Genomic DNA, 24,701 nt, shown 5'->3' on the forward strand with positions numbered 1-24,701 from the left:
CTCGCCGGCGCCCTTCTTCGCCGGTTTTTCGCGTGGTGGCTTGTGTGCGCGCCCTGGCATGTTCCTCGTGCCGCGCGCACCCGGAATCGAAGTGTTCCGGTCAGGCCATCCCAACGGTTTGTGCCGTTTTCCCGATACCGCTCGTGGGCTATCCCAGAGCTGGCGGTATCGATTTCTGCGTGATGTGCCGGTTTTCAGGGCTTACATCTGTAGAAATCAATGCATTTGGGAGCTCCAATGAATGCCTGGTTGTCATGGCGTCCCGACGCTCGCATAGCGCTGTATCTACGCGCTGCGCTACGTCGCGCCAAACATATGAGTCTTACCGTGTTCAGCCTGGTCGGCTGCGCGGCCGTTGTCACCGCGCTTGCGCTGTGGTTACTTCCCGCATGGCGCGGTTCTTTCGCCGCAAAATTGATGCCGCTGGTCTCGGCTGCGGTACAAGCCGGCCCCGCGCGTTTGCTCGCCGGCCAGCCGTTGCCGCCGTTCGCAATCGGGCACCAGCGCGAAGAAGCATTGCGCAACGGCGATCCGACCTCGCTTGGCGCCGCTGCCAGCGACGACGACAGCGCCCGCAAGCTCACTGGCGGACTGAGCCTTGCAGTATCGCCGAACGGACTCGATCCCCGCACCTTGCCGACAGTTTCAACGCTTGCCAGCGCCATTTCCTCGCAGCGCGTCGTAGCCGATGCCCGCGACGATCGCGTGCTGGTCTCCACGCGTGAGCAGAACCTCGTCGCGAACTTCATTGCGCGGCGTTATCACGTGGCGCAGGAGCCCGTGAGCGAACTGGTTCGTGCGGCCTTCGATACCGGTCGCGAAGTCGGCCTCGACCCGCTGCTGCTGCTTTCCGTGATGGCGATCGAATCGGGCTTCAATCCGTATGCCGAAAGTGGCGTGGGCGCGCAGGGCCTGATGCAGGTCATGTCGAAGGTTCATTCCGACAAATTCGAATACTTTGGCGGTTCGCACGCCGCGCTTGAACCGCTTGCGAATATCAAGGTCGGCGCGCTGGTGCTGAAGGATTGCATTGCGCGCGGCGGCTCGGTGGCGGGCGGCCTGCGGTTCTACGTAGGTTCGACGGCACAGGACGATGGCGGCTACGGCGCGAAGGTGCTGGCCGAACGCGCACGGCTTCGCGACGTGGCCCGCGGCCGCAACGTGCCGGTCAACGCGCCGCAAGCTCCGGCGCAGCCAGTCGCGCCAAAGACGGTGATGGCATCGGCGAACGGTTCCGCTGACAAGCGCGTCCACTTCACGCTCGATGGCGTTCCGCCGATTACAGCGCCTGCCAAGGCGGCGTCGCCGCAGGCAAGCGATCGCAAGGAAACCGACGACGCCGAGACGCAAGCCAACAAGCATGAGCATGGAGGGGCTTGGGAAGTGGGCGCTTGAGAAGGCCTTTCACGCGATAGATCCGGCAGCAGATACAAAAAGCCGTTTCAGCTTCATGCTGGAACGGCTTTTTTCATTCGCCAACGCTGCATTACTACAGCTTAAGCGCGGAACAACGTCCCAAGCCGCTGTACGGCCTCTTCGAGTTTCGAATACGCGGTCGCGTACGACAAACGGATATAGTCCCGCGGTGCATGAACGCCGAAGTCGTTCCCCGGAACCAGCACAACACCTGCGTCATGAAGCATCGAGCGGGTCAGCGCGGTGCTGTCGCCGGCAGCCGGATGCGCGACGCGGCGCGTGTCGGCGTACACGTAGAATGCTCCGTCCGGCACCACCGGCACGTCGAACCCAAGCGTGCGCAACGCCGGCACGATGAAATCGCGTCGGCGCGCAAATTCCAGCCGACGCGATTCGTAGATCGCCAGCGTGGCTGGCTCGAAGCACGCGAGTGCCGCATGTTGCGCGAGCGCGGATGCACAGATAAACAGGTTCTGCGAGAGTTTTTCGACCGTCGAGACCATTCCGGCCGGCACGACCAGCCAGCCAAGCCGCCATCCGGTCATGTTGAAGTACTTCGAGAAGCTGTTCACCGTCACCACGTCGTCGCCGAGCGACAACGCCGATATGGGTTTCGCGTCGTAGCTCAAGCCCTGATAAATCTCGTCGACGATCGTAAAACCGCCGTGCGAGCGCACTACGTTGACAATTTTCGACAGTTCCGCCGCTTCGATGGACGTTCCCGTCGGATTGGACGGCGACGCGAGCAGCACGCCGCACGTAGAGGGCGTCCAGTGCGCTTCAACCTGCGCGGCGGTCAACTGGAACCGCTCGGCCGGGCCGCTCGGGATCAGCACCGGACGGCCTTCGGTCGCCGCCACGAAATGGCGATTGCACGGGTAGCACGGATCGGGCATCAGGACTTCGTCGTCGCGGTCCACGAGCGCGGTGCACGCCAGCAGCAATGCGGCCGATGCTCCCGCTGTCACCACAATGCGCGAGGGATCGATATCGAGTCCGAACGCATCGCGATAATGGCCGGAAATCGCCTCGCGCAATGACGCCAGACCGAGCGCGTTCGTGTACTGCGTGACGCCGCGCCGCAAGGCGTCGGCAGCCGCTGCGATCACCGGTTCGGGCGCCGTGAAATCCGGCTCGCCGATACCCATATGGATGATGTCGCGTCCCGCGCGTTCGAGCGCCTGCGCTTCTTTTGCCAGTTCCATGACGTAGAAGGGCTCAATGGCGTCCACGCGCGCCGCATAGCGAATCGCGCGTTCGGACACGGCGCCGAGCGGATCTTTAGCGAAGTTCATCGGCGTTGGAAGGATCGATTCAGGTACGTTGTCCGCGGCCTTGCGCTTCCGCCGGACGCAACTGGACCGCGAGCTTGTCGAGCACGCCGTTCACGTACTTGTGGCCGTCGGAGCCGCCAAATGTCTTGGTCAGCTCAATGGCTTCGTTGATCACCACGCGATACGGAATGTCCACGTGATGCTTGAACTCGAATGCGGCGACCATCAGCACCGCGCGTTCGACCGGGGAAAGCTGGTCGAGCGGACGATCGAGGCACGGCTGAAGTTCGGCGGAAATGATGTCCGCTTCCTTGATCACGCCATGCAGCAGGGCGTCCAGGTGCTCCTGGTCGGCCTTGTCGTAGCCTTGCGCGCCGCGCAACTGCGCGTCGATCTCGCCGCCGGGCGAGCCCGACAGCAACCATTGGTAAAGCCCTTGTGTCGCGAGTTCGCGCGAGCGGCGTCGAGCGCTTTTCATGCACGGTCCTCGTCGTCTTCATCTTCGTCGTCGCCGCCGAGCTGTTCCAGCGCCACCGAGAGATTGGCCATTTCGACCGCCACGCGCGCCGCGTCGCGGCCTTTTTCTGTCATGCGGGCAACCGCTTGTTCGTCGTTTTCCGTGGTCAGCACGGCGTTTGCGACCGGCGTGCCGAAGTCGAGCGCAATGCGCGAAATTCCCGCGCCGCTTTCATTCGATACCAGCTCGAAGTGATAAGTCTCGCCGCGAATCACCGCGCCAAGCGCGATGAGCGCATCGAATTGACCCGATTCAGCCAGCTTTTGCAGCGCCAGCGGGATTTCGAGCGCGCCCGGCACGGTGACGAGCAGCACGTCTTCACCTATCACGCCAAGCCGTTCAAGTTCTTCGGTGCAGGCGTCCACGAGCCCGTTGCAAACCGGTTCGTTGAAGCGTGATTGCACGATGCCGATGCGCAGTCCGTCGCCGTCGAGGTTCGGTTGATATTGTCCGATTTCCATTATTTGTCCGTTGTCAGTGTGAGCGTGTGGTGGCGAGCGCCGGTCGGATCACTTCAAACCGAGCGCAAGTGAGAGAACGAAGCGGCGTCGGCTGGATCCATGGATTGCGTGGCGGGACAACCTGGCATGGGAATAAAGCCCGTCACTTCAAGTCCGTAACCGGACATGCTGCCAAGCTTGCGCGGGTTCGACAGGACCTGCATCTTGCCCACGCCCAGCTCACGCAGGATCTGCGCGCCGATGCCGTAGGTCTTGAAGTCGATCGGCCGGCGTTTCAGTTCGGCCGCCTTGTCTTCCCGTTCAAAAGCCTCGAAGACCTCGACCAGATGTTCTTTCGAATCGCCGCAATTGAGCAGCACGATTGCGCCGAGATCGCGGGCGGCGATCTCTTTCATGGCGGCATCGAGCGTCCAGGAATGCGTGGACGAATCCACTTCCAGCAGGTCCAGCACGGAAAGCGGTTCATGCACGCGCACCGGAGTCTCGCGGTCCGGCGCCGGCCGGCCTCGCACCAGCGCAATATGCGGCGAACCGCTCGGCTGATCGCGATACAACACCGCGCGAAACGCGCCGTGCGCCGTCTGCATGGTGCGTTCGGCCACGCGCTCCACGATCGATTCGGTGCGCGAGCGGTAATGAATCAGGTCGGCGATGGTGCCGATCTTGATGTCGTGCAGCTTCGCGAATTCGATCAGGTCGGGCAGACGCGCCATTTCGCCGTCGTCGCGGATCACTTCGCAGATCACCGACGCCGGCGTCAATCCGGCCATGGCCGCGAGGTCGCAACCTGCTTCCGTGTGTCCGGCGCGAACGAGTACGCCGCCAGGTTGCGCCATGATCGGAAAAACATGGCCCGGCTGGACGATATGTTCGGCCTTGGCGTCGTGCGCGACGGCCGCCTGGATGGTGCGGGCGCGGTCCGCCGCCGAGATGCCCGTGGTCACGCCTTCGGCTGCCTCGATGCTGACCGTGAACGCCGTGCCGTACTGCGTGCCGTTTTTCTGCGTCATCAGTGGCAGGTTCAACTGGCGGCAACGTTCCGGCGTGAGCGTTAGGCAGATCAGTCCACGGCCGTGCCGCGCCATGAAGTTGATCGCTTCCGCAGTCACGAAATCGGCGGCGATGACAAGATCGCCTTCGTTTTCGCGATCTTCTTCGTCGACGAGAATCACCATCCGGCCTGCTTTCAGCTCAGCGATGATCTCTGGAGTGGAGGCGAGCGTCATTGCGATGGTCGTCCGTTCGGGAAAGGGCGTATTTTACGCCACCGGGAAGGGCAACGCCGGGGTTTTGCCGGTTTTGGGTGTGTCGGGCGTCGGGGGCTGGAATGGCCGCAGTCGGGTCGACGCCGAGTTGTCTTCAGGTCATTGCCGCGCGCGTCAGTCAGGCGGAAAGCGAATTTGCGAAAACTGCCGTCCCGCAAGGATCGCCGCGCGCTCGATTTGCGCTGCCGAATCGATCAGACTTTGTTGTTCCAGAAACATGAGATATGCACGCGTTGAAACTTTCCTGCAGTTGTCCGGCACCAGAAAACTGGCGCGTGCGATCTTGTGATCTTCAAACAGAAAGACGCCGATCCGCCGGTCATCAAGACTGAGATCGTTCATGGCTTCCTGAATGGCCAACTCGCCAAGGTTCGCCCTGCGGGCTGGAGCGGTCCTGTCTGCCTGCGTGTAATGGCAAAACACTTTGGTCTCGAGGACAGGCCCGCAATGCTTGCTGGCCCAGGCTGCAATGCGTTCGCTGGTCGGCGTCTGGTTACGCGTTACCTCGTACAGCACCATATCGACCAGTTCAACAGGCCAGCCCGGTGCGAGCAGAAGATCGAGCGCATTCGCATAGGCGAGCGTGATCAGCGGCCCTGCATCGGGAAGCAGGGTGGTATTGGCTGGCATGGGTTATTTGGGCAGCGCGTTCAGGTCGTCGACCATGCGGCTCACGGCCGGCTCCGGCAGCCGCGGCATGGGAAGGTGAGCGCGGGCCATGAGCAGGAACAAGTCCTCGTCGCTATCGATACCGAGCGCCTGAATGGCCTGATTGTCGTCGAGTCGGCCCAGCGAAAAGTCGAGCAGCGTGCGAAAGTTCTGATTGTTGCTGGCTTCCGCCGCTTCGAAGGTTTCGACCAGATAGCGCAGTTCGGCGTTAAAGAGCGCGTTGATCGACGTGTCGGACTTTGCTGCGAGAATCTTGGCGCGCTTGAGCAGATCGCGATCGACCGCGCCGGTGAAGTTGACCGTTTCCGCCATTGCGCACCTTCATAAGTGATAACTGAGCGAAGATATTAACGCAGATTTATGTGCTACACATAATTATGTGTTGTCAGTTTGCCGTCCCTGACGCACTCAAAATCCGCTCCACATATCGCGCAATCAAATCGATCTCCAGATTCACCTTCGATCCCGCTTTCAAATGCCGCAGCGTCGTCACCTCCACCGTATGCGGAATCAGGTTGATCGAAAACTCGCATCCGTCCGGCCGGTCGTTCACGGTGTTCACCGTCAGGCTCACGCCGTTCACCGTCACCGAGCCTTTGTACGCCAGGTATTTCCCAATATCTTTCGATGCCAGGACTCGCAATTCATGCGATTCGCCAACCGGCTCGAACCGCGTCACTTCGCCAAGACCATCCACGTGCCCCGACACCAGATGCCCGCCGAGCCGGTCGTGCGCGCGGAGCGCCTTTTCCAGGTTCACGTCGCCGGGTTGGGAGAGGCCTGCCGTCTTGTTCAAGCTTTCGCGCGACACATCGACGGCAAACGACGCCGCCGATTTCTCGATGACCGTCATGCACGCGCCCTGGATGGAGATGCTGTCGCCGAGTTCGACGTCCGCGAGATCCAGGCCGCCCGATGCGACCGTGAGGCGTACACCGGTATCCGCGTCAGCGGGCGAACCAAGCGGCGTTACGGCTTCGATGCGGCCCACCGCCGCGACAATTCCTGTGAACATCGTTGAGATTCCTTGGGCTTTTGCGTTACTTTTGCGTTAGATAAGGGGCCGCGCGTCCGCCGGTTCGTCGGCCTTCACAACGGCGAAGCGCGCGAGAATCCGCACGTCGTCGCCAATCCGGTCGATCCGGTGAAACCGCAGATGCGGCCGCGCTTCAAGCATGTCTGGCGGCGCAAAGTCGAACATGCCGGGCGCGTTGCCAAGCAGGCTGGGCGCCAGATAAACCAGCAATTCGTCGATGCAGCCCTCGCGCAACAGCGAGCCATTGAGCTTGTGACCCGCTTCGACATGCAGTTCATTGATGCCGCGATCGGCGAGGATGCCGAGCAGAGCGGGGAGATCGACTTTGCCATCTTCATTCGTGAGCGGCGTGAACTCGATACCCCGTTCACGCAGCGCAGCGGCTTTGACAGAATCGGGCTCGGCGCCGCAAAAAACCCACGGCGGCGCGCCTTCCAGAATGCGCGCGCCAAGCGGCACGTCGAGGCGGCTGTCGATCAACACGCGCTGCGGCTGGCGCGGCGTGTCCACCGCGCGCACGGTGAGTTGCGGGTCGTCCTCGCGCACCGTGCCAATGCCCGTCAGGATCGCGCATGCGCGGGCGCGCCACGCATGGCCGTCGGCGCGAGCGGCTTCGCCCGTGATCCACTGGCTGTCGCCGCTCGGCAAGCCCGTACGGCCGTCGAGCGTGGCCGCGACTTTCATGCGTACCCACGGCCGGCGGCGCGTCATGCGCGACACGAAGCCGATATTCAGTTCATAAGCCTCGTTGGCGAGCAGGCCGCAGCGCACATCGATACCCGCGTCGCGGAGAATCGCAAGGCCGCGCCCGGAGACAGCCGGATTCGGATCTTCCATGGCAGCGATGACCTTCGCGACCCGTGCTTCGATCAGGGCGTTCACGCACGGCGGCGTGCGGCCAAAATGGCTGCACGGCTCGAGCGTCACGTAAGCGGTCGCGCCGCGCGGATCGTGGCCGCGCGCGCGTGCGTCCTTCAGCGCGCGAATCTCGGCGTGATCCTGCCCGGCGGGCTGCGTGAAACCTTCGCCGATGACTTCGCCATCCTTCACCAGCACGCAGCCGACGCGCGGATTCGGCGTCGTGATGTACATCCCCCGCGCGGCCAGCGCGAGCGCGCGTTCCATGTGCGAGAAATCGGTCTGCGAAAACATTGCGGCGGCCTCTCTTTTCTGGCGTTTCAGGCGGCGAGCCGGGCGAAAGCGCCACGGGCGGCGTCGAGCGTGGCGTTGATCACGGCGTTGTCGTGGACGATCGAGACGAAACCCGCTTCATACGCCGACGGCGCGAAGTACACGCCTCTGTCGAGCATTTCGTGGAAAAAAGTGTTGAAGCGCTTTGTGTCGCCTTTCGTGACTTCGGCGAAGCTCGCCGGAATGCTTTCGGCGAAATAAAGGCCGAACATTCCGCCGATGGCGTCCGCGGAAAACGGCACGTTCGCTTCCTTCGCGACCGCGACGAGACCATCGGCGAGACGGCGGGTTTGTGTTGTCAGCGTGTCGTAGAAACCCGGCGCCTGGATCAGTTGCAGCGTTTTCAGGCCGGCTGCGACCGCGATCGGATTGCCCGACAATGTGCCCGCCTGATACACGCCGCCGAGCGGCGCGAGATGCGCCATGATGTCCCGACGGCCGCCGAATGCCGCAGCGGGCATGCCGCCTCCGATCACCTTGCCAAGACACGTAAGGTCCGGCTTGATGCCATAGACCGCTTGCGCGCCGCCAAGCGCGACGCGAAAGCCGCACATGACTTCATCGAAAATCAGCACCGAGCCGTATTCGTCGCAACGCGCGCGCAATGCCGCGAGGAATTCCGGCGAGCCTTTCACGAGGTTCATGTTGCCCGCCACCGGCTCCACGATCACCGAGGCGATCTCCGAGCCGAACGCGGCGAACGCTTCGTCAAGCTGCTCGACGTTGTTGTATTCGAGCACGGTGGTGTGTTTGGCGATATCGGCGGGAACGCCTGCCGACGTGGGGTTGCCGAACGTCAGCAAACCCGAACCCGCCTTTACGAGCAGGCTGTCCGCGTGGCCGTGATAGCACCCTTCGAACTTGATGATCCGGTCGCGCTTCGTGAAACCGCGCGCAAGACGCAGCGCGCTCATGGTCGCCTCCGTGCCGCTGGAAACCATGCGAACCTGTTCCATGGATGGCACCAGCTTGCAGATCTCTTCCGCGATCTCAATCTCGGATTCGGTCGGCGCGCCGAACGAGAAGCCATTTGCCAGCACGCGCTGCACGGCTTCGAGCACTTCCGGATGAACGTGGCCGAGAATCATCGGCCCCCATGAACCGATGTAGTCGATGTACTGCTTGCCGTCGGCGTCCCAGAAATACGGACCGTGCGCGCGCTGGATGAATCGCGGCGTACCGCCGACCGAGCGGAACGCGCGTACCGGCGAGTTCACGCCGCCGGGAATGGTTTTCTGGGCGCGTTCGAAGAGAGCTTCATTTCTGGACATGACTGGACCTGCGCTGGATGGCGTGTGTTGCTTCAGAAGGCTGCGGTCGCGGGCGCTGATCGGGCCTCGATCAGATGCCGGATGGTGGCCCGGCGCGTTGGCGCGGCTGCAGGAAATCAAGCTGAAATTGTACCGGAGTCGCCTGGATCAGGCCGCAAGGGCGGCGTGCCTCGCAGTCGCGGTCCAGCGCCGCCGATCCGTGCGCGTACAATGCTTGCACTTTTAAGGCGTCGTTTAAGTCGTTCGCTTGAGTCGTTTTTTCGGCGGCCAAACACCATTGCAAGGCTTTTGCACAGGTGCCCCCGTCGCCGGAACGAAGTCTCGTGTCTTTCCCATGTTCTTTTCGTCTCCCATGCCCGAAATCATCAAGCGCCGTTCCGACCGTCGGCTGATCCTTCTGCTCGGCGCGCTGGCGGCGTGCGGTCCGCTTTCCATCGATATGTATCTGCCAAGCCTGCCCGCGCTCGCCAACGCGTTCGGCACGACCGCGGCGGCCGCGCAGATCACGCTCACCAGTTTCATGCTCGGCTTTTCGTTGGGAATGCTTGTATATGGGCCGCTTTCGGACGCTTATGGGCGCCGGCCCGTTCTCCTTGGCGGCATCATCTTGTACGCGCTCGCGAGCGTGGGATGCGCGCTGTCGTTTTCCATCGATTCACTGGTGGTCCTGCGCTTTCTGCAGGCGTTGGGCGCGGGGTCGGCTTCCGTGCTGGCGCGGGCCATTGCACGCGATGCGCACGCGCCGTCTGACGCGGCTCGCGTGCTGTCCATGCTTGCTATCGTCACGTCTATCGGGCCGTTGCTTGCGCCGCTGATCGGCGGGCAGTTGCTGTTGCTTGGCGGATGGCGCGCGGTGTTCGTCACGCTGTCGCTATTCGGCTTGCTGTGCGCCGTGACGACTTATCTGCGTGTACCGGAAACGTGGCCGCGAGAAAAACGCGCGACTTCAGCGCTCGGGCAGTCGTTTGCCGCGTATGGGCGTCTTCTCACCGATCCCGTTACCTGGGGCCACGCTTTATGCGGCGGGATGGCGTTCGCTTCCATGTTCGCGTACATCACGGCGACGCCGTTTGTGTATATCGACTACTTTCATGTGAAGCCGCAGCACTACGGGTTTTTCTTTGGGCTGAACATTATCGGGATCATCGGATGGAATGTGGTGAATACGCGGCTCGTCGGGCCGTTGGGATCACTGAAACTGATTTCCATTGCTTCGTTTGTCAGTGTTGTTGCGGCGCTGGCGACCGCGTTTGTTTGTATTACCGGGGTGGGGGGATTGTGGGCAATCGTCGGGTGCCTGTTTTTTGTGGTCGGCGTTGTGGGGTTGTTGTCGGCCAACTGCACAACCGATCTCATGCATCGATACCCACACAACGCAGGCGCCGCAGCCGCAGTGTTCGGCTCAGTGCAGTTGGCGCTCGGGGCGCTCGCCAGTGTTGCGGTCGGGATGTTGCACGATGGCACCCCGCAAGGGATGGGGATCGTGATCGGAGTGACCGGCGTGTTGACGTTTGTCGGGCGGACGATGGTGTTGCGGTGGCATGGACGGCCGGTCAGGGCGTTGCGCGCGGGGTGACGGCGGGGTTTTGTTGCGGTGGGCGGTGGGGTTGCTGGCGGGGTCCTGCTTTTTAGGTCTTCGCGCGTTCCTTGTTCGTTGATCCTTTTTAGCACTGTTAGCCACTGTCCGTGGCGGGACTTCATTTCTTTGTCCAACGGCGACAAAGAAACGAAGCAAAGAAAACGCCTTCCAACCGCTAATTCTTAAGGAGACCAAGCGTGCAATTCCATCTGCTTGGGACTTCAAAAGAACGCTCAGCGCATAACCCAGACCGCCGAACCCCTCCCGCTCCGGCAACACATACCCACACGCTTCGCCACCCGTGTTCGTGGCAGTCAAACAAAAAACACGTCCCGGATTCTATTCGTTATTTTGTTATCGTTGTTGAAGCATCTCTTTCAAGAACGTGAACGCCGTTGCTTCCACCCGCGCAATGCTTTCCGCCTCAATGCCAGCACCGTGACCGCCGTCGCGGTTCTCCAGATACCACACGCGCTCATGTCCCTGCGCCTGCATCCGCGCCGCCATCTTGCGGGCGTGGCCCGGATGAACACGATCGTCCGTCGCCGATGACGTGAACAGCACCGGCGGATACACCGTTTCCGCTTTCACGTTTTGGTACGGCGAATAACTCAGCAGGAAACGTAAGTCGTCCGCATTGTCCGGGTCGCCATATTCATCAATCCACGATGCACCCTGCAACAACACATGAAACCGCGCCATTTCGAGCAGCGGCACTTCCGATAACACCGCGCCAAACAACTCCGGGCGCTGAACGAGCATCACGCCAGTCAGCAAACCGCCATTGCTTCCACCCCGTATGGCAAGCTGTTCCGATGTCGTCACGCCGGACGCCACCAGTGCTTCTGCAACGGCAATGAAGTCATCGAAGGCAACCTGGCGGTTCTCGCGCTGCGCAGCCTGATGCCACTCAGGCCCGAACTCGCCGCCGCCGCGAATGTTCGCGACCGCGTATAACCCGCCACTCTCGAGCCACGCGATTCCCGTGGTCGCGTCGTAGTGCGGGTCAAGCGCGACTTCAAAACCACCATAGCCATAGAGCAAACAAGGCGCCGGCCGATGACCCCGCACGTTCGCTTCGCGGCCGATCAACCAATAAGGAATGGCGACGCCATCTGTTGATAGTGCGTGACGCCGCTCGGCAACCAGCCCGGTTGCATCGAATTGAGCCGGAAGGCGCGCGAGCAGTTGCCATTCGCTTTCCGGCTGCGCGAAATCGGCGTAGTAAAGCGACGGCGGCGCGAGGAAATGTTCGACGTGAACAAGCACGGTGTCGTCGCGCTCGCTGTCGATGGAATCCACATACGACTGGCTGGCCGCCGGCAGCGGGAAATCACGACGCGTCCATTCACCTTCGAGACCGGCCGGCGGGCCACGCAATTCCACGCGCGGCGAACCATCGTCCATCTGCGACACCACCAGCCAGTGCTTCGTGAAGTCGATATCAGCGAGGACGCTGCGGCCCGATGGCGCGAACAGCACGGTGAAATTGCGCGCGCCTTCAAGGAAGGCATCGCGGCGGATGACGAGCAGCGAACCGGCAGCGTAGGTCGTTGCGCCCAATTCGCAGGACTCGCGCGGCGTGACGAACAGCCAGCCATTCCAGTGCTCGAGTTCCGCGTGGAGCGGGACATCGTATTGTTGCCACTCGCCGGTCGTTTCATCGAGCCAGTATTGCAGCGTCTCGAAGAACGACGTTGCGCGCGAAGCCAGATGCAACTTCTCGATCTGATCGTAATCCACACCCGCCGATACATCGCGGCGCTTGCCTTCAAAGACCACGGGGGCGTCGGCGAGCGGCGTGCCACGCTTCCATTTACGCGCCTGGCGTGGAAAGCCGGATGTGGTCAGCGCGGGTTTCTTGCTGTGCGCGCTATCGTCCCAGCCGACATACACCGTGTCGCGATCGATCCACGAAATGCCGTGTTTGCCGACGTCGGGGAGCGTAAAGCCGGCTTCCACGAATGCGCGCGTTTCGATATCGAACTCGCGGACCACACATGCGTCGGAGCCTCCCGGCGACAGGCTGACCAATGCCCGGTCCCAGGTGGGATAGAGCATGTCGAAGTCGTGCAGCGCCCAGCGGATGCCGTCTTTGGCGGCACTCGTATTCAAGTCGATCTGGTCGACGTCCAGGATTGTTTGCCATTCGGGCGCTCCAGCCAGCCATTTTTTCCAGGCCGTGCGCCGCACTATGCCCAACGGGTTCTGCTCATCCTGCCAGGTGTTGTAGCCCCAGTCGCCGTAACGCGAACACGAAACGATGCGTTCCTGCGAGGTGTAGGCTTTTGCCAACCGCTTCGTGAGTGCGTCGGTGTCGGCGGTCATGCCGAAGGCTTCTGTGGTGCGCGCGTTTTGCGCGCTTACCCACGCGTTGACATGGGCGTCCTCAAGTGTTTCCAGGTCGATAAACGGGTCAGGGCCGTCGGCAACAGGCCATTCGAGTTCGGGGCGTCGGCTGAGGAAGGAATCTGTCATGTGGAGAGCAAAGCCTGCTTTGGGTCGCCGGAGAACACATAGCCGGCCTTGGCGAAAATTCGGAAGGGGAATTGTGCCTTACGGCGTTGCATCACGCCGCCCCGGGTCAAATTGATTTCGGATCGCGCGGCTCGGCGATTTCGGCGCTTCGACACGCGTGTCAAGTTCGTTATTGCAGACCAAGCTTCTGCGTATTTGTGTTGATTATCGCTTTTAGTGTTTCCTTATCCGGATCGCAACGATAAAAATAATTTTTTGATAGTCGGATCAGGCATATATTTCGTTGCAAAGTTGTGAATAAAAAATCAGATACGAACACGTATCGGGCTGCAAGTTTGATAATTTATGACGCACAGATTGAGCCTGAATTGAAAAAATCCTTAAAGAGTAAAAACATCAAACGTAGCAAATAACAAATAAAGCACTCGGATGCTCTTGCATAAGATAGGATGATCCCAAAGGCGAGCAGGTAAATCCTGAGTAGAGGCTGGATACAGGCGTCGATTATTCTTCAAAAAAAACAAAAATACCGATTAATTGAATGATCCATCGATCTATACAAAAAAATTCAACGCCACGCACGCGTGGTTAATCCTTGTCTGATCTATTTAGATAGCGCGGCTGCTTAGTTGCTGTGGCCTGATACCCGAAAAAAATGAATGGGCGGCGTCGTTCAATTTATATCAACAATCCCGTTGATCGTCATGCGATGAATCTGGAGCGACAACGAAGGCATGCTGTATTCCGATCGTTAATACAGCGATTAACCAGTGCTAATACTGACGGGGCTGCTCATGCAATGGCGAAATAATGTTTCGAACTCTGTTGAATGCAACGTAACTGCATCCAAAGCGAGGCCATAAATGAACCGGATTCGTCCAGCCGCGCCGGATTGGGCACTTGATTCCATGCAAATGGCTGCAGTGTTTGTCCAGTTGCATTTCGGTTATAAAAATAGACAAAGCCTTGCCGGCGGCCCCCGAAGCTGCCTGACACCCATTAGCGCCGGAATTCTGCTAATCAGTATTGGCGCGATCATCAGTCAGACACAAGCACATGCGCAAACCGTTTCGATCCCCAGCGCGGCAACCACGGTCACGCTGCAAACCCTGAGCCCGGGCTCGACCACTTTCGATGCGCCGGCGGCCACGGTTATCAGTGCATCGTCGGGTGATGGTATCGACGGCAGCAACGCGCAGAACTGGGTTCTCAGCAATCACGGCTCGATAACCGGAGCGGTCGCCGGCATCTCCTTGTCCTCGGCTGCGCTCAACGGCGTCACCCTGGACAATTTTTCCTCTATCAGGGGCAATACTTCTACGGGTGTCCTGCTGAGTAACGGCGGCCAGCTGACCAATCATGCGGGCGCCACTATTGCCGGCACAGAAGATGGCGTCAAGATCACGGGTGCAGGAGCGACCGTGAGTAACGACGGTTCAATTACAACCAGCAGCAGCACTCTCTCCGGAGTGTACTTCGAGTCCGGGGGCACGCTTACCCAGGGTGCAACTGGCACGATCGGCACGAGTGGGGGTACGGGCTATGGTGTGGTTTTCAACACTGGCAGAGTCGATGGTACCAACGCGGGCGCGATCTACGGCGGATCGGCCAACTACGCCTTCTGGGCGCGCGGCGCAGCAGCAGGTGCATTCAGCAACAGCGGTATATTCAGTGCAGGTACTGGCGCTGTACTTGCAAGCAATGGTGTTTCCCTGACCAACACCGGCACCATTACCGGCACGGGCGGCACGGCGGTTTCCGTTACGGGAAACGGGAATACGCTGATACTCGGAACGGGATCGGTGCTCAACGGCGGTGTCGCCAGCACTGGCACAAACAATGTGCTGACGCTACAAGGATCGGGCAGCGCAGGTAGCAATCTGACTGGATTCAATACCCTGAACATGTCCGGCACTGCCTGGACGCTTAGCGGCGCGAACACGACGACAGGAACGACCGCTACCGCTACCAATGTGCAAAGCGGCGTCCTTACCCTTGCCGGTGCGCTGACCAATGGTGGCGCGGGAGGCGGTACCACGATCGCTTCGGGCGCTACGCTGCAGGTCGGCAATGGAGGCACCGCTGGCAGCGTGACTGGCAACATTGTTGACAACGGTTCGCTGGTCTTTGATCGCAGTAATGCGATCAGTTATGCCGCGCTTATCTCCGGGACTGGCTCGCTCACCCAGTCGGGTACGGGTAACCTAACGCTTTCCACAGCTAATACGTACACCGGTGCCACCGCTATCCAGGCGGGGAGGCTCACCGCAGGCATTGCTAACGTTTTTGCCAGTAGCAGTGCGGTGACCGTGAACAGTGGTGCGATTTTCGCGCTGAATAATTTCGCCCAGACAGTCAACAATCTTAGCGGTGCCGGCTCCGTCACTTTGGGGTCGGCAACGCTAACGGTCAATAACAGCAGCGACACGAACCTCAGCGGCCTGATCAGTGGAACTGGCGGACTGACGAAAACCGGCAGCAATGCATTGACCTTGAGCGGTGCGGGTAACTCGGTCGGAGCGGTGTCGGTCAATGCGGGATCCTTGAATTTTGCGCAGAGCGGTCTGCTCACCGCTAGCTCGCTGACCGTGGCCAATGGTGCTTTCTCCCATATCAACGCCGGCGCCGAGGTCACCACGACAGGCACTGTAACGGTAGCTGGAACCCTTGCATCGGACGGCATTCTGAACTCGGGCGCCGGCATGCATATGAGTGCCGGAAGTACATTGGAGATCGGCAGTACAGGCGTACTAAACCGGCCGGGCGAGATCAATAACGTGGTTGTAGATGTGGGCGGTGCTGCTGCGACCACCATCATTAACAATGGCGTAATAAACACGGAGGGAAGCGGGGCCGCCGTCAAGGTGAGCGCTGCGTCAGCCATCGCCAATATCACGAACACGGGTTCCATTGGAACCAGTACCGGACTGGCCGCTGTGACCGGAATATGGTCGTCGCTGGGTGTCACCAACATCGTCAATCGTGGAGCCGTTTATGGCGGCAGCACCAGTTCCGCAATCTATTTCAGTACATCGGGCAACTCGCTGACGTTAGGCGCGGGCTCGAATCTGCACGGAGGCACCGGTACGACGTCTTCTCTTGCCGCGGGAGTAAGCAGCAACGCGGCTGCGATCAGCGCGGGTACCGGCAACTCCATTACCCTGATAGAAACCGGTAGCGAAAATGGCGATTTTCTGGGGAAAAGTAACGCGGTCACGCAGGGGTTTTCCGGTTTAACCGCCGCCACCGGCAGCATCTGGAGCCTCGGTGGCCGGATCAACCTGATTGGTACGGCTGCCAACACCCTCAGCGTCAACGGCGCATTGACCGTGACTGGCGAGATCAGCAATAGCGGCACGGGCGGTGGCACGACTATCGCGAACGGCGGGGTTTTGAATCTCGGCAACGGCGGCACCAGCGGTGGCGTTTCGGGCAATTTCATCGACAACGGCACGCTGAACTTTAACCGCTCCGATGTCGTGACCCTGGCCAATGCGATCAGCGGTACAGGCACTGTCACGCAAGCAGGCACGGGCACAACGATCCTGACCGGCGCCAACACCTATACGGGCGGCACTACTATCAGCGCAGGCGCCTTGCAGATAGGCAACGGTGGCACGACCGGCAGCGTGGCTGGCAATATCGTTGATAACGCGGCGTTGAATTTTAACCATTCCGATGCGCTAACTTATGGCGGAGTGGTCAGCGGCACAGGTTCGTTGACGCAGCAAGGCGGCGGTACCCTTGTCTTGACGGGCGACAGCAGCCATACAGGGGGCACCACCGTCAGCGCTGGCATCCTGCAACTTGGAAATGGCGGAACCACCGGCTCGGTGGCCGGCAACATCACCGACAACGCCGCGCTGATTTTTAATCGCTCGAATGCCGCGACCTATGGTGGAGTGATCAGCGGCACAGGGTCGCTGACGCAAGCGGGCAGCGGCACGACCACGCTCACCGGCGTGAACACTTACGCGGGGGGCACCTATTTCAATGCGGGCATCCTGAGCGTGGGTGCTGACGCCAATCTTGGGTCCGCAGCCGGAGGGCTGAGCTTCAATGGCGGGACGCTGCAGTTCACAAGTGGGCTTACCACAGCCCGAACCGTCACTCTCAACACTGCTGGCACTATCGATACGGAGGCGAACGCCGACACGCTTTCCGGCGTCGTCGCGGGCGCCGGCGCACTCACCAAGCAGGGTACGGGCACGCTGATTCTCAACGGCGCCAACACTTATACAGGCGGTACGAATATCGACGCAGGTATCCTGCAAGTCGGCGCAGCGGGCACTATCGGTAGCGGTGCAGCCAACATAGCAACCGGTGGCACGCTCGCGCTGATCCCCGCCGGTGGCAACTACGCTTTCAATAACGTCCTCACCGGAAGTGGCCTGCTTACTGCCACCCTCGGCAGCGCCACGAACAGTTTCAACTTCGGCGCGACTGTGGGAAATGCCTTCATCGGTAAGGTCACGCTCGGCCAGAGCACTTTTAGCCTTGCCGGCGCCAACACGAGCACACTCACGAACGCCACACTGCAGTTGAACGCGGGCAACACAACCACCGTGGGCGCGGGCGCGCAAAGCATCGGCAACCTGACGCTGAACGGCAATACCCTGATCTTCGCGAACCTGCCCACAGGCACGCTTGGCACCGGAGTACTCACGCTCAATAGCGGTACCGTGCGGGTTGATCCCGGCAGCGCGGTCAATCCAACCGGCTCGCTGCTCACTCAGGATGACGGCGCCAACACCCGGTTGATCAGCGCGACCAGCGTCAGCGGCAATGCGAGCAACCTTTCGCTCGCCGATCTGGCGGGCCGCCCGCTCGCCAGCGCCACCACGAACATTGCTCAAGGCGGCAATACCGTTGCCATCGGAACCTATAGCTTCACGCTGAATACAGGAGCTGGCACTGGCCTTTACGCGGGCTACGGCCTGAGCCAGCTTGATCTGCAAGCCGGTCAGACCCTCACGCTTGCCGGCGACACCACCGCAGGCGGGGCGGCTGACATGAAGGCCCGGATTACCGGCAGCGGCGCGCTCACCATAGACGCCACCAACAGCATCACCCTGATAAACGCCGCCAATGACTACACCGGCAACACGACCGTCAGCGGCGGCACGCTGGTCCTCGGCAGTGACAATGCGCTGGGCAATACTGCGTTACTGGCGCTGAATGCGGGAACGACAGCGGATATCAACGGCAAGACCCAGGCAATAGGCGCTCTCGGCGGAGCAGGAACGCTCAATATCGACGCCGGCAATCTGACGATCAACAACGGCGGTGCGTTCGGCGGCGCCATCAGCGGCGCCAGTGGCGCGCTGAATGCCAACGGCGGCACGCTGATCCTGACGGGCGACAGCACCTACACCGGCGCTACGACGATCAACGCAGGTACGTTGCAGATCGGCAATGGCGGCACCACCGGCAGTTATGCGGGCAATATCACGAATAACGCGGTTCTAGCGTTCGACCACAGCGACACCACGACCTATGGCGCAGTGGTCAGCGGCACGGGTTCGCTGACCCAGCAAGGCAGTGGCACCGTGGTGTTGACGGGTGACAATACATACACGGGCGGCACGGCCATCAACGCGGGCACATTGCAGATCGGCAACGGTGGAACCACGGGCTCGGTGAGCGGCAATATCACCGATAACGCGGCGCTGGTATTTGATCGCGGCGACACCACGACTTATGGCGGTGTGGTCAGCGGCACGGGTTCGCTGACCCAGCAAGGCAGCGGCGCGTTGGTCCTGACGGGCAGCAACACCTACACGGGCGGCACGACAATCAGCGCCGGCACCCTGCAAATCGGCAGTGGCGGAACCGCCGGCTCAGTTGCCGGCGATATCACTGACAACGCCGCATTGGTTTTCAATCGCAGCGACGCCGTGACCTACGGCGGACTAGTCAGCGGCACCGGTTCGCTGACCCAGCAAGGCAGCGGCACGACGGTCCTGACTGCTGCCAACACCTATAGCGGTGGCACCACCATCAACGCCGGTACGCTTGAACTCACCGGCGCGGGCAGCATTGGCAGCGGCACTGCCAGTCTTGCCAACGCGGGCACGTTACTGATCAACAACCCGGCCAGCGGCAACTACACTTTCAATAATGCGTTGACAGGCAGCGGCACCCTGCAGGCCTCGCTCGGCAGCGGCGCCAACACGTTCACGCTGGGCAATACGGTTGGCGGCGCCTTTACCGGCACCATCGGCATTGCCGGCGGCACATTCATGCTGGACAACAACGCACAGAGCGCGATGCCCAACACCACGCTGCGCCTGGACGCCGGCGGGCTGGCCCAGATCAGCGCCAATCGAACGATCGGCAACCTAGTCTTCAATGGCGGCACGTTTCAGATAACCAGCACCGGTTTCGTTCCCGACGGCAAACTCGCTGTCGGGAACCTGAACGTAGCGTCAGGCGGCGCCATCGCACTCGGCATCCCCAGTGACTTCCCGGTTCACGCGTTGCCTCCGCAACCCTCGCTGTTCGACCAGGACGACAATATCGAACTCCAACTGATATCTGCCACCGGCACCGTGACAGGTGCAGGCTCGCGGTTGCCGCTCACCAAATTCGACGGCTCCCCGGTTGCCGCTCCGCAGACCGTCGCGCTGAGCGCAAACGGCACGGCCGTTGCAATTGCCAGCTACAACTACGCCACCAATGTCCTGGCCGGCGCGAACGCCGGCGTATGGCTCGGGTATGACCTTCTGCAACTCGACCTGCTAGCGGGCCAGACGCTGGAACTGACCAACGCCAACGCCGTCGACAACACACTGAACGCCAGGATCACTGGCGGCGGCAACCTCTTCATCGATGCGGTCAACACGGCCATTCTCGCCAACGCCGCGAGCGACTACACCGGTACGACCACCGTTCATGGCGGCACGCTCGTACTCGGCAGCAATAACGCCTTGGGCCGCACCGCCATGCTCGACGTGAGTGCTGGCGCCACCGCCGATATCAACGGCCGGACCCAGTCGATTGGCGCGCTCGGCGGGGAAGGCGCCCTCAATATCGATGCGGGTAACCTGACGATCAACAACGGCGGCACGTTTGGCGGCGTCATAAGCGGCGCCAGTGGCGCATTGAACGCGAGCGGCGGCACGCTGATTCTCACCGGCGAGAACACCTACACAGGCGCTACGACAATCAACGCGGGGACGTTGCAAATTGGTGACGGCGGAAACACCGGCAGCTACGCCGGCAATATCACGGATAACGCGGCGCTGGTGTTTGACCGCGGCAATGCGACGACTTATGGCGGGATTGTCAGCGGGACGGGTTCGCTGGCTCAGCAGGGCAATGGCGTCTTGATCCTGACGGGCGACAACACTTACACGGGCGGCACCACGATCAGCGCCGGCACTTTGCAACTTGGCAATGGCGGAACGGCAGGCGGCATAGTGGGCAATGTGAGCAACAACGCAATGCTGAGCTTCGCTCGTTCGGACAACCTGACGTTCGATGGAATCATCAGCGGAGCGGGATCGGTAACGCAGGCCGGCAGCGGCATGGTCTTGTTCAATGGCGTGCAAACATATAGCGGCACGACCAACATCAACGCGGGCACCTTGGCGATAGGAGATGCATCCCACCTCGGCGCTGAACTGGCTGGCGGCGGTCCGGTCACGGTCGGTGCCGCGGGCGCCCTGGGTGGATACGGCAAGGTCCCGGGTCCGTAACCAACGATGGCGTGATTGCCGTAGGCAACGCGCTTCCGGCTTTCGCCAATGCGCCGGATGCGACATTCACTATCGCGGGAAATCTCGATAATCGCGGCACCGTTACGATGTCAAATGGCGTCGCGGGCGACCGCATGATCACGGGCGGCATCTACACCTCGAACGGCGGCAAAGTCCTGATTGACACGGTTCTAAACCAGGGCGGAGCCGCATCGAATTCCGATTTGCTGGTGGTGGGTGGCACCTTGGTCGGAGCCAGGGGCGCCACGCAGCTTGTGGTGATGAACGTCGGCGGCGCCGGGGCGACGACGGTCGATAACGGCATCATGGTGGTACAGGTTCAGGACCCCGCGCATTCGGCCACGGGCGCTTTCTCGTTAAGCGGCCGCGCGGTGGCGGGTCCGTATGAGTATCGGCTGTTCCAGGGCGGCCAACAGGCTCAGGATGGCAACTGGTATTTGCGCACTGAACTTGAACCCACGCCTCCGACACCTCCCACGCCGCCCGCGCCGCCGCAGCCGCTTTTTCGGCCGGAAGTGGCGGCTTACCTGGCTAACCAGCACGTGGCCGCAGAGATGTTCGTCCACAGCCTGGATGACCGCACCGGCGGTACCTCGCAGACAACCGGCAGCGGGCCAGGCTCGGTCTGGCTTCGGATGGAAGGGCGTAACGAAGGCAGTAACAGCGCCGATGGCACCTTCCACGTCAACACGGATTCGTTCTTGATGAACGGCGGCGGCGAGCTGGTGCAGAAAAAGTTGCTCTCAAATGCCGATCTCCTGCATCTTGGACTGATGGCTACCTACGAGACGGCCCGAAGCAACGTGGAGGCCGCAGGCAATTCGGCGCGGGCAAGCGGCAACGTGGCGGGCTACAGCGTCGGAGCCTATGGCACCTGGTATCAGAATGAAGCGAGCCGGCTCGGCGCATACGCGGACACCTGGCTCCAATACGGCTGGTTCAATAACAGCGTGGAAGGCGACGAGTTGCAAACGGTGAATTACAACGCGCACGGATGGGCAGTGTCGGGCGAGTTGGGCTATGCGTTCCCCCTGATCAACGAATGGGTGTTCGTGCCGCAAGGCCAGTTGCTTTACGTGGACTATCACCAGAATTCACTGACCGAACCGAACGGCACACAGGTGGATGGCGCCAGTTCCAGCGGCCCCATCACACGGCTGGGACTGCGTTTGCAACGCACCTTTGAGCGCAGCGCGGGCAAGAAGGTGCAGTTTTATGCAACGGCCAATTGGTGGCACACGAGCACGGACAACACCATCTCGTTCGACCAGGTGCCGGTGGGCAATTTGTATCCCGCCAATCGTTATGAAGCGAAGCTGGGGTTCAACGGCGATCTGGGCAAGAACTGGAGCGCGTGGAGCAATGTAAGCGGCGCATGGGGTGCGCAGAGCTATCACGCCTATGTTGTGCGTCTTGGGCTCAAATATGCGTGGTGACGTGTCAAACCGTGCAATCCATCCGATGCGGCGAAGTATTGCGTCCGATCTCGGCAGAAGGATCCCGCCTGCAGCGCACAAACCGCTGACGATCAAGTCCGTCACAACGGCCGGGAAAGGCGCGGTCATGCCGGATATGCGTCAGCCGGAAGGAAGCGTGATGGCTCGCCGCCGGGAATAGTCGATGACAGCGGATTGTGCCTGTTCAACGCAGCGCACGTGCGCGCAACGGTTGCCTTGGCCAAGTTTTTCGAGATGTGTCGTTCCGCTAGAATGCTTTTCAGCTTGCTCCGGTGCGTGACGGCGGCGGCCCGAGGCGCAAAACCATCGATTTATCATTCCAAAGAAAAGATGACCACTATTGCAAGAATCCCCGCCAATGTTTTCGTGGCAACCCCCAGTTATGGGGGCCTGCTTACAAACGGCTACGTTTGCGGATTGCTGGACCTGTACGACACTGCGGATTTGCACGGGTTTGGTCTCAAGATCAATTTCAACTGCTTCGACAGTCTGATCACGCGGGCTCGAAACACAATGGTTGCCGAATTCCTCGCGGACGAGCAGTTCACGCATCTGATGTGGATCGACAGCGATATCGGTTTCAAAGGTTCGGACATTGTCCGCTTGCTTTTAGCCGATCGTCCGGTGGTGGCGGGTGTCTATCCGCTGAAATCTGATAACTGGCCAGAAACGGGCTTGCCGGAAGCGTTGCCAGCCGGCACGACTCATGCCGATTTCCGCGAACGTTTTGCCAGATATCCGGCTACGGGATTTGCGGACGCACTGGAACCCGATCACAGCGGTTTTGTCGATGCACTCCATGCACCCACAGGATTCATGCTAATCAAGCGAGACGTATTTTTGCGGCTCGTCTATGCCTTTCCCGAGCTTCAATACAAGGCCGGCCTGATCGACCGTCCGGATCACAACACCGGAAAGATGGCCAGATTTCACTACACATTCTTCGACACAATGATTGATCCAGAATCAGGCATCTATCTCTCGGAGGATTACGCCTTTTGCCGGCGGATCGCGCAAATCGGCATAACGCCGGCGATCGATGCACACTCGAACCTGACCCATCAAGGAACGGCGATTTTCAAAGGCGACTTCAACAGGTCGCTGGCCCGTCAACGCGCTTCAACGCCCACATAGGGCGTTCCCGGCGTTCCGTCATTCCCGGTTTGGCTCTAAAGAAAACGCCGCTGGTCCTGAAGACCCAGCGGCGTTTCGTTTATCCGGCCACAATCCGATCAAGCCAACCGCTCTTCCGTCTTTGCATCGAACAACACGGCCTTCGATACATCGAACAACAGCGTCATGTTCGTGAGCGGCTGCGGGTTTGCCGCCGGATGCACGCGGCTCACCACGCGCTTGCCGTTCACTTGCGTGAATACCAGCGTATCCGGTCCGGTCGGCTCGATCACGTCGATCTTCACTTCGACCGGCTGCAGGCGCGCGTCTTCCACGTTGTGCGCGCTGCGCGCATCCGTGATCCGCTCGGGGCGCAAGCCGAGAATCACGTTCTGGCCAATCTTGCCACGCACGGAAGTAGCGTCGAAGGGCAGGTTCAGCACGGAACGCGACACACCCGTGTCCAGCTCGATACCCACGCCCGACCCGGCCTCGACCAGTTTTCCATCGATAAAATTCATCGGCGGCGCGCCAATGAAACCCGCCACGAAGAGGTTCGACGGCGAATCATAAATGTCCTGCGGCGCGCCGAACTGCTGCACAACGCCGTCCTTCATCACCGCGATCCGGTCGCCGAGCGTCATGGCTTCGATCTGGTCGTGCGTCACGTACACAATCGTCGTGCCAAGGCGCTGATGCAGCAGCTTGATCTCCGAACGCATTTCAATACGCAGCTTCGCGTCCAGGTTCGACAGCGGTTCGTCGAACAGGAACATCACGGGATCGCGGGCGAGCGCACGGCCCATTGCCACGCGCTGACGCTGGCCGCCCGACAACTGGCCGGGCTTGCGGTCGAGCAGATGCTGGATCTGCAGCGTATCGGACACGCGCGTGACGATTGCCTGCTGCTCGTCCTTCGGCACCTTGCGGATATTCAGCCCGAACGAGATGTTCTCGCGCACCGTCATGGACGGATACAGCGCGTAGGACTGGAACACCATCGCAATGTCGCGGTCCTTCGGCGAGAGGTTGTTCACCGTCTTGCCGTCGATCATGATGTCGCCCTTGGTGACCGTCTCCAGTCCGGCGATCATGTTGAGCAACGTGGACTTGCCGCAGCCCGAACCGCCAACGAGGATCAGGAACTGACCATCCTCGATATCGATGTTCACGCCCTTCAGAACGGGAACGCCGTTCGCATAAGTCTTGTATACGTCGCGGATTGAAAGGCTTGCCATGCTATGAATCCTTTA

At 60.8% G+C, this 24,701-nt stretch carries 16 protein-coding genes; 5 read left to right on the top strand and 11 right to left on the bottom strand.

Annotated elements, in window-relative coordinates; all coding sequences use genetic code 11:
• Positions 1-237: 237 nt before the first annotated feature.
• Complete coding sequence (locus tag ACRWA7_RS20780) at positions 238-1,395, top strand: transglycosylase SLT domain-containing protein (RefSeq protein WP_060817093.1); 1,158 nt, start codon at positions 238-240, stop codon at positions 1,393-1,395.
• A 101-nt stretch (positions 1,396-1,496) separates the two neighbouring features.
• Here the strand turns inward: ACRWA7_RS20780 and ACRWA7_RS20785 are convergent, their stop codons facing one another.
• The 9 genes from ACRWA7_RS20785 to hemL all read right to left on the bottom strand — a co-directional run bounded on the left by ACRWA7_RS20785 (position 1,497) and on the right by hemL (position 9,100).
• Positions 1,497-2,711, bottom strand: a complete 1,215-nt coding sequence (locus tag ACRWA7_RS20785; RefSeq protein WP_438395821.1) for a pyridoxal phosphate-dependent aminotransferase — start codon at positions 2,709-2,711, stop codon at positions 1,497-1,499.
• Positions 2,712-2,730: 19 nt separating this feature from the next.
• On the bottom strand, positions 2,731-3,168 hold the full coding sequence (nusB, locus tag ACRWA7_RS20790; RefSeq protein WP_438395822.1) for a transcription antitermination factor NusB: 438 nt from the start codon (positions 3,166-3,168) through the stop codon (positions 2,731-2,733).
• Positions 3,165-3,668, bottom strand: a complete 504-nt coding sequence (gene ribH, locus ACRWA7_RS20795; protein WP_047896193.1) for a 6,7-dimethyl-8-ribityllumazine synthase — start codon at positions 3,666-3,668, stop codon at positions 3,165-3,167. Before ribH ends, nusB begins: the two co-directional genes overlap by 4 nt.
• 53 nt (positions 3,669-3,721) lie before the next feature.
• Positions 3,722-4,894 (bottom strand): bifunctional 3,4-dihydroxy-2-butanone-4-phosphate synthase/GTP cyclohydrolase II, encoded by a 1,173-nt coding sequence (gene ribBA, locus ACRWA7_RS20800; RefSeq protein WP_438395823.1) that lies wholly within the window; start codon positions 4,892-4,894, stop codon positions 3,722-3,724.
• A gap of 153 nt (positions 4,895-5,047) precedes the next feature.
• Positions 5,048-5,563 carry a hypothetical protein gene (locus ACRWA7_RS20805; protein ID WP_438395824.1) on the bottom strand — a complete coding sequence of 172 codons (516 nt, stop codon included), beginning with the start codon at positions 5,561-5,563 and terminating at the stop codon, positions 5,048-5,050.
• Positions 5,564-5,566: 3 nt separating this feature from the next.
• On the bottom strand, positions 5,567-5,914 hold the full coding sequence (locus ACRWA7_RS20810) for a hypothetical protein (RefSeq protein ID WP_438395826.1): 348 nt from the start codon (positions 5,912-5,914) through the stop codon (positions 5,567-5,569).
• Positions 5,915-5,987: 73 nt separating this feature from the next.
• Entirely contained in the window at positions 5,988-6,617 is a 630-nt protein-coding gene (locus ACRWA7_RS20815; RefSeq protein WP_438395827.1) for a riboflavin synthase, read from the bottom strand.
• A gap of 36 nt (positions 6,618-6,653) precedes the next feature.
• The gene (gene ribD, locus ACRWA7_RS20820) at positions 6,654-7,790 is read right to left on the bottom strand and encodes a bifunctional diaminohydroxyphosphoribosylaminopyrimidine deaminase/5-amino-6-(5-phosphoribosylamino)uracil reductase RibD (protein WP_438395828.1); all 1,137 of its coding nucleotides are present in this window, start codon (positions 7,788-7,790) and stop codon (positions 6,654-6,656) included.
• A 26-nt stretch (positions 7,791-7,816) separates the two neighbouring features.
• Positions 7,817-9,100, bottom strand: a complete 1,284-nt coding sequence (hemL, locus tag ACRWA7_RS20825) for a glutamate-1-semialdehyde 2,1-aminomutase (protein ID WP_438395830.1) — start codon at positions 9,098-9,100, stop codon at positions 7,817-7,819.
• A gap of 352 nt (positions 9,101-9,452) precedes the next feature.
• On the opposite strand from hemL, the gene ACRWA7_RS20830 reads away from it, so the two are divergent.
• The gene (locus tag ACRWA7_RS20830; protein ID WP_438396723.1) at positions 9,453-10,676 is read left to right on the top strand and encodes a Bcr/CflA family multidrug efflux MFS transporter; all 1,224 of its coding nucleotides are present in this window, start codon (positions 9,453-9,455) and stop codon (positions 10,674-10,676) included.
• A 357-nt stretch (positions 10,677-11,033) separates the two neighbouring features.
• Here the strand turns inward: ACRWA7_RS20830 and ACRWA7_RS20835 are convergent, their stop codons facing one another.
• Positions 11,034-13,157 (bottom strand): prolyl oligopeptidase family serine peptidase, encoded by a 2,124-nt coding sequence (locus ACRWA7_RS20835; protein WP_438395831.1) that lies wholly within the window; start codon positions 13,155-13,157, stop codon positions 11,034-11,036.
• 863 nt (positions 13,158-14,020) lie between these two features.
• Here ACRWA7_RS20835 and ACRWA7_RS20840 point away from each other — a divergent pair.
• From ACRWA7_RS20840 to ACRWA7_RS20850, 3 genes are all read left to right on the top strand, one after another.
• On the top strand, positions 14,021-20,857 hold the full coding sequence (locus ACRWA7_RS20840; RefSeq protein ID WP_438395833.1) for an autotransporter-associated beta strand repeat-containing protein: 6,837 nt from the start codon (positions 14,021-14,023) through the stop codon (positions 20,855-20,857).
• 11 nt (positions 20,858-20,868) lie between these two features.
• Positions 20,869-22,314 carry an autotransporter family protein gene (locus ACRWA7_RS20845; RefSeq protein WP_438395834.1) on the top strand — a complete coding sequence of 482 codons (1,446 nt, stop codon included), beginning with the start codon at positions 20,869-20,871 and terminating at the stop codon, positions 22,312-22,314.
• Positions 22,315-22,509: 195 nt separating this feature from the next.
• A complete protein-coding gene (locus tag ACRWA7_RS20850; RefSeq protein WP_438395836.1) occupies positions 22,510-23,469 on the top strand; it encodes a hypothetical protein in 960 nt (319 codons plus the stop codon).
• A gap of 98 nt (positions 23,470-23,567) precedes the next feature.
• Here ACRWA7_RS20850 and ACRWA7_RS20855 read toward each other — a convergent pair whose 3' ends face one another.
• Positions 23,568-24,686, bottom strand: a complete 1,119-nt coding sequence (locus ACRWA7_RS20855; RefSeq protein ID WP_060817078.1) for an ABC transporter ATP-binding protein — start codon at positions 24,684-24,686, stop codon at positions 23,568-23,570.
• Positions 24,687-24,701: the final 15 nt, after the last annotated feature.

The organism is Caballeronia sp. DA-9 (assembly GCF_051615025.1).
GTDB lineage: Bacteria > Pseudomonadota > Gammaproteobacteria > Burkholderiales > Burkholderiaceae > Caballeronia > Caballeronia sordidicola.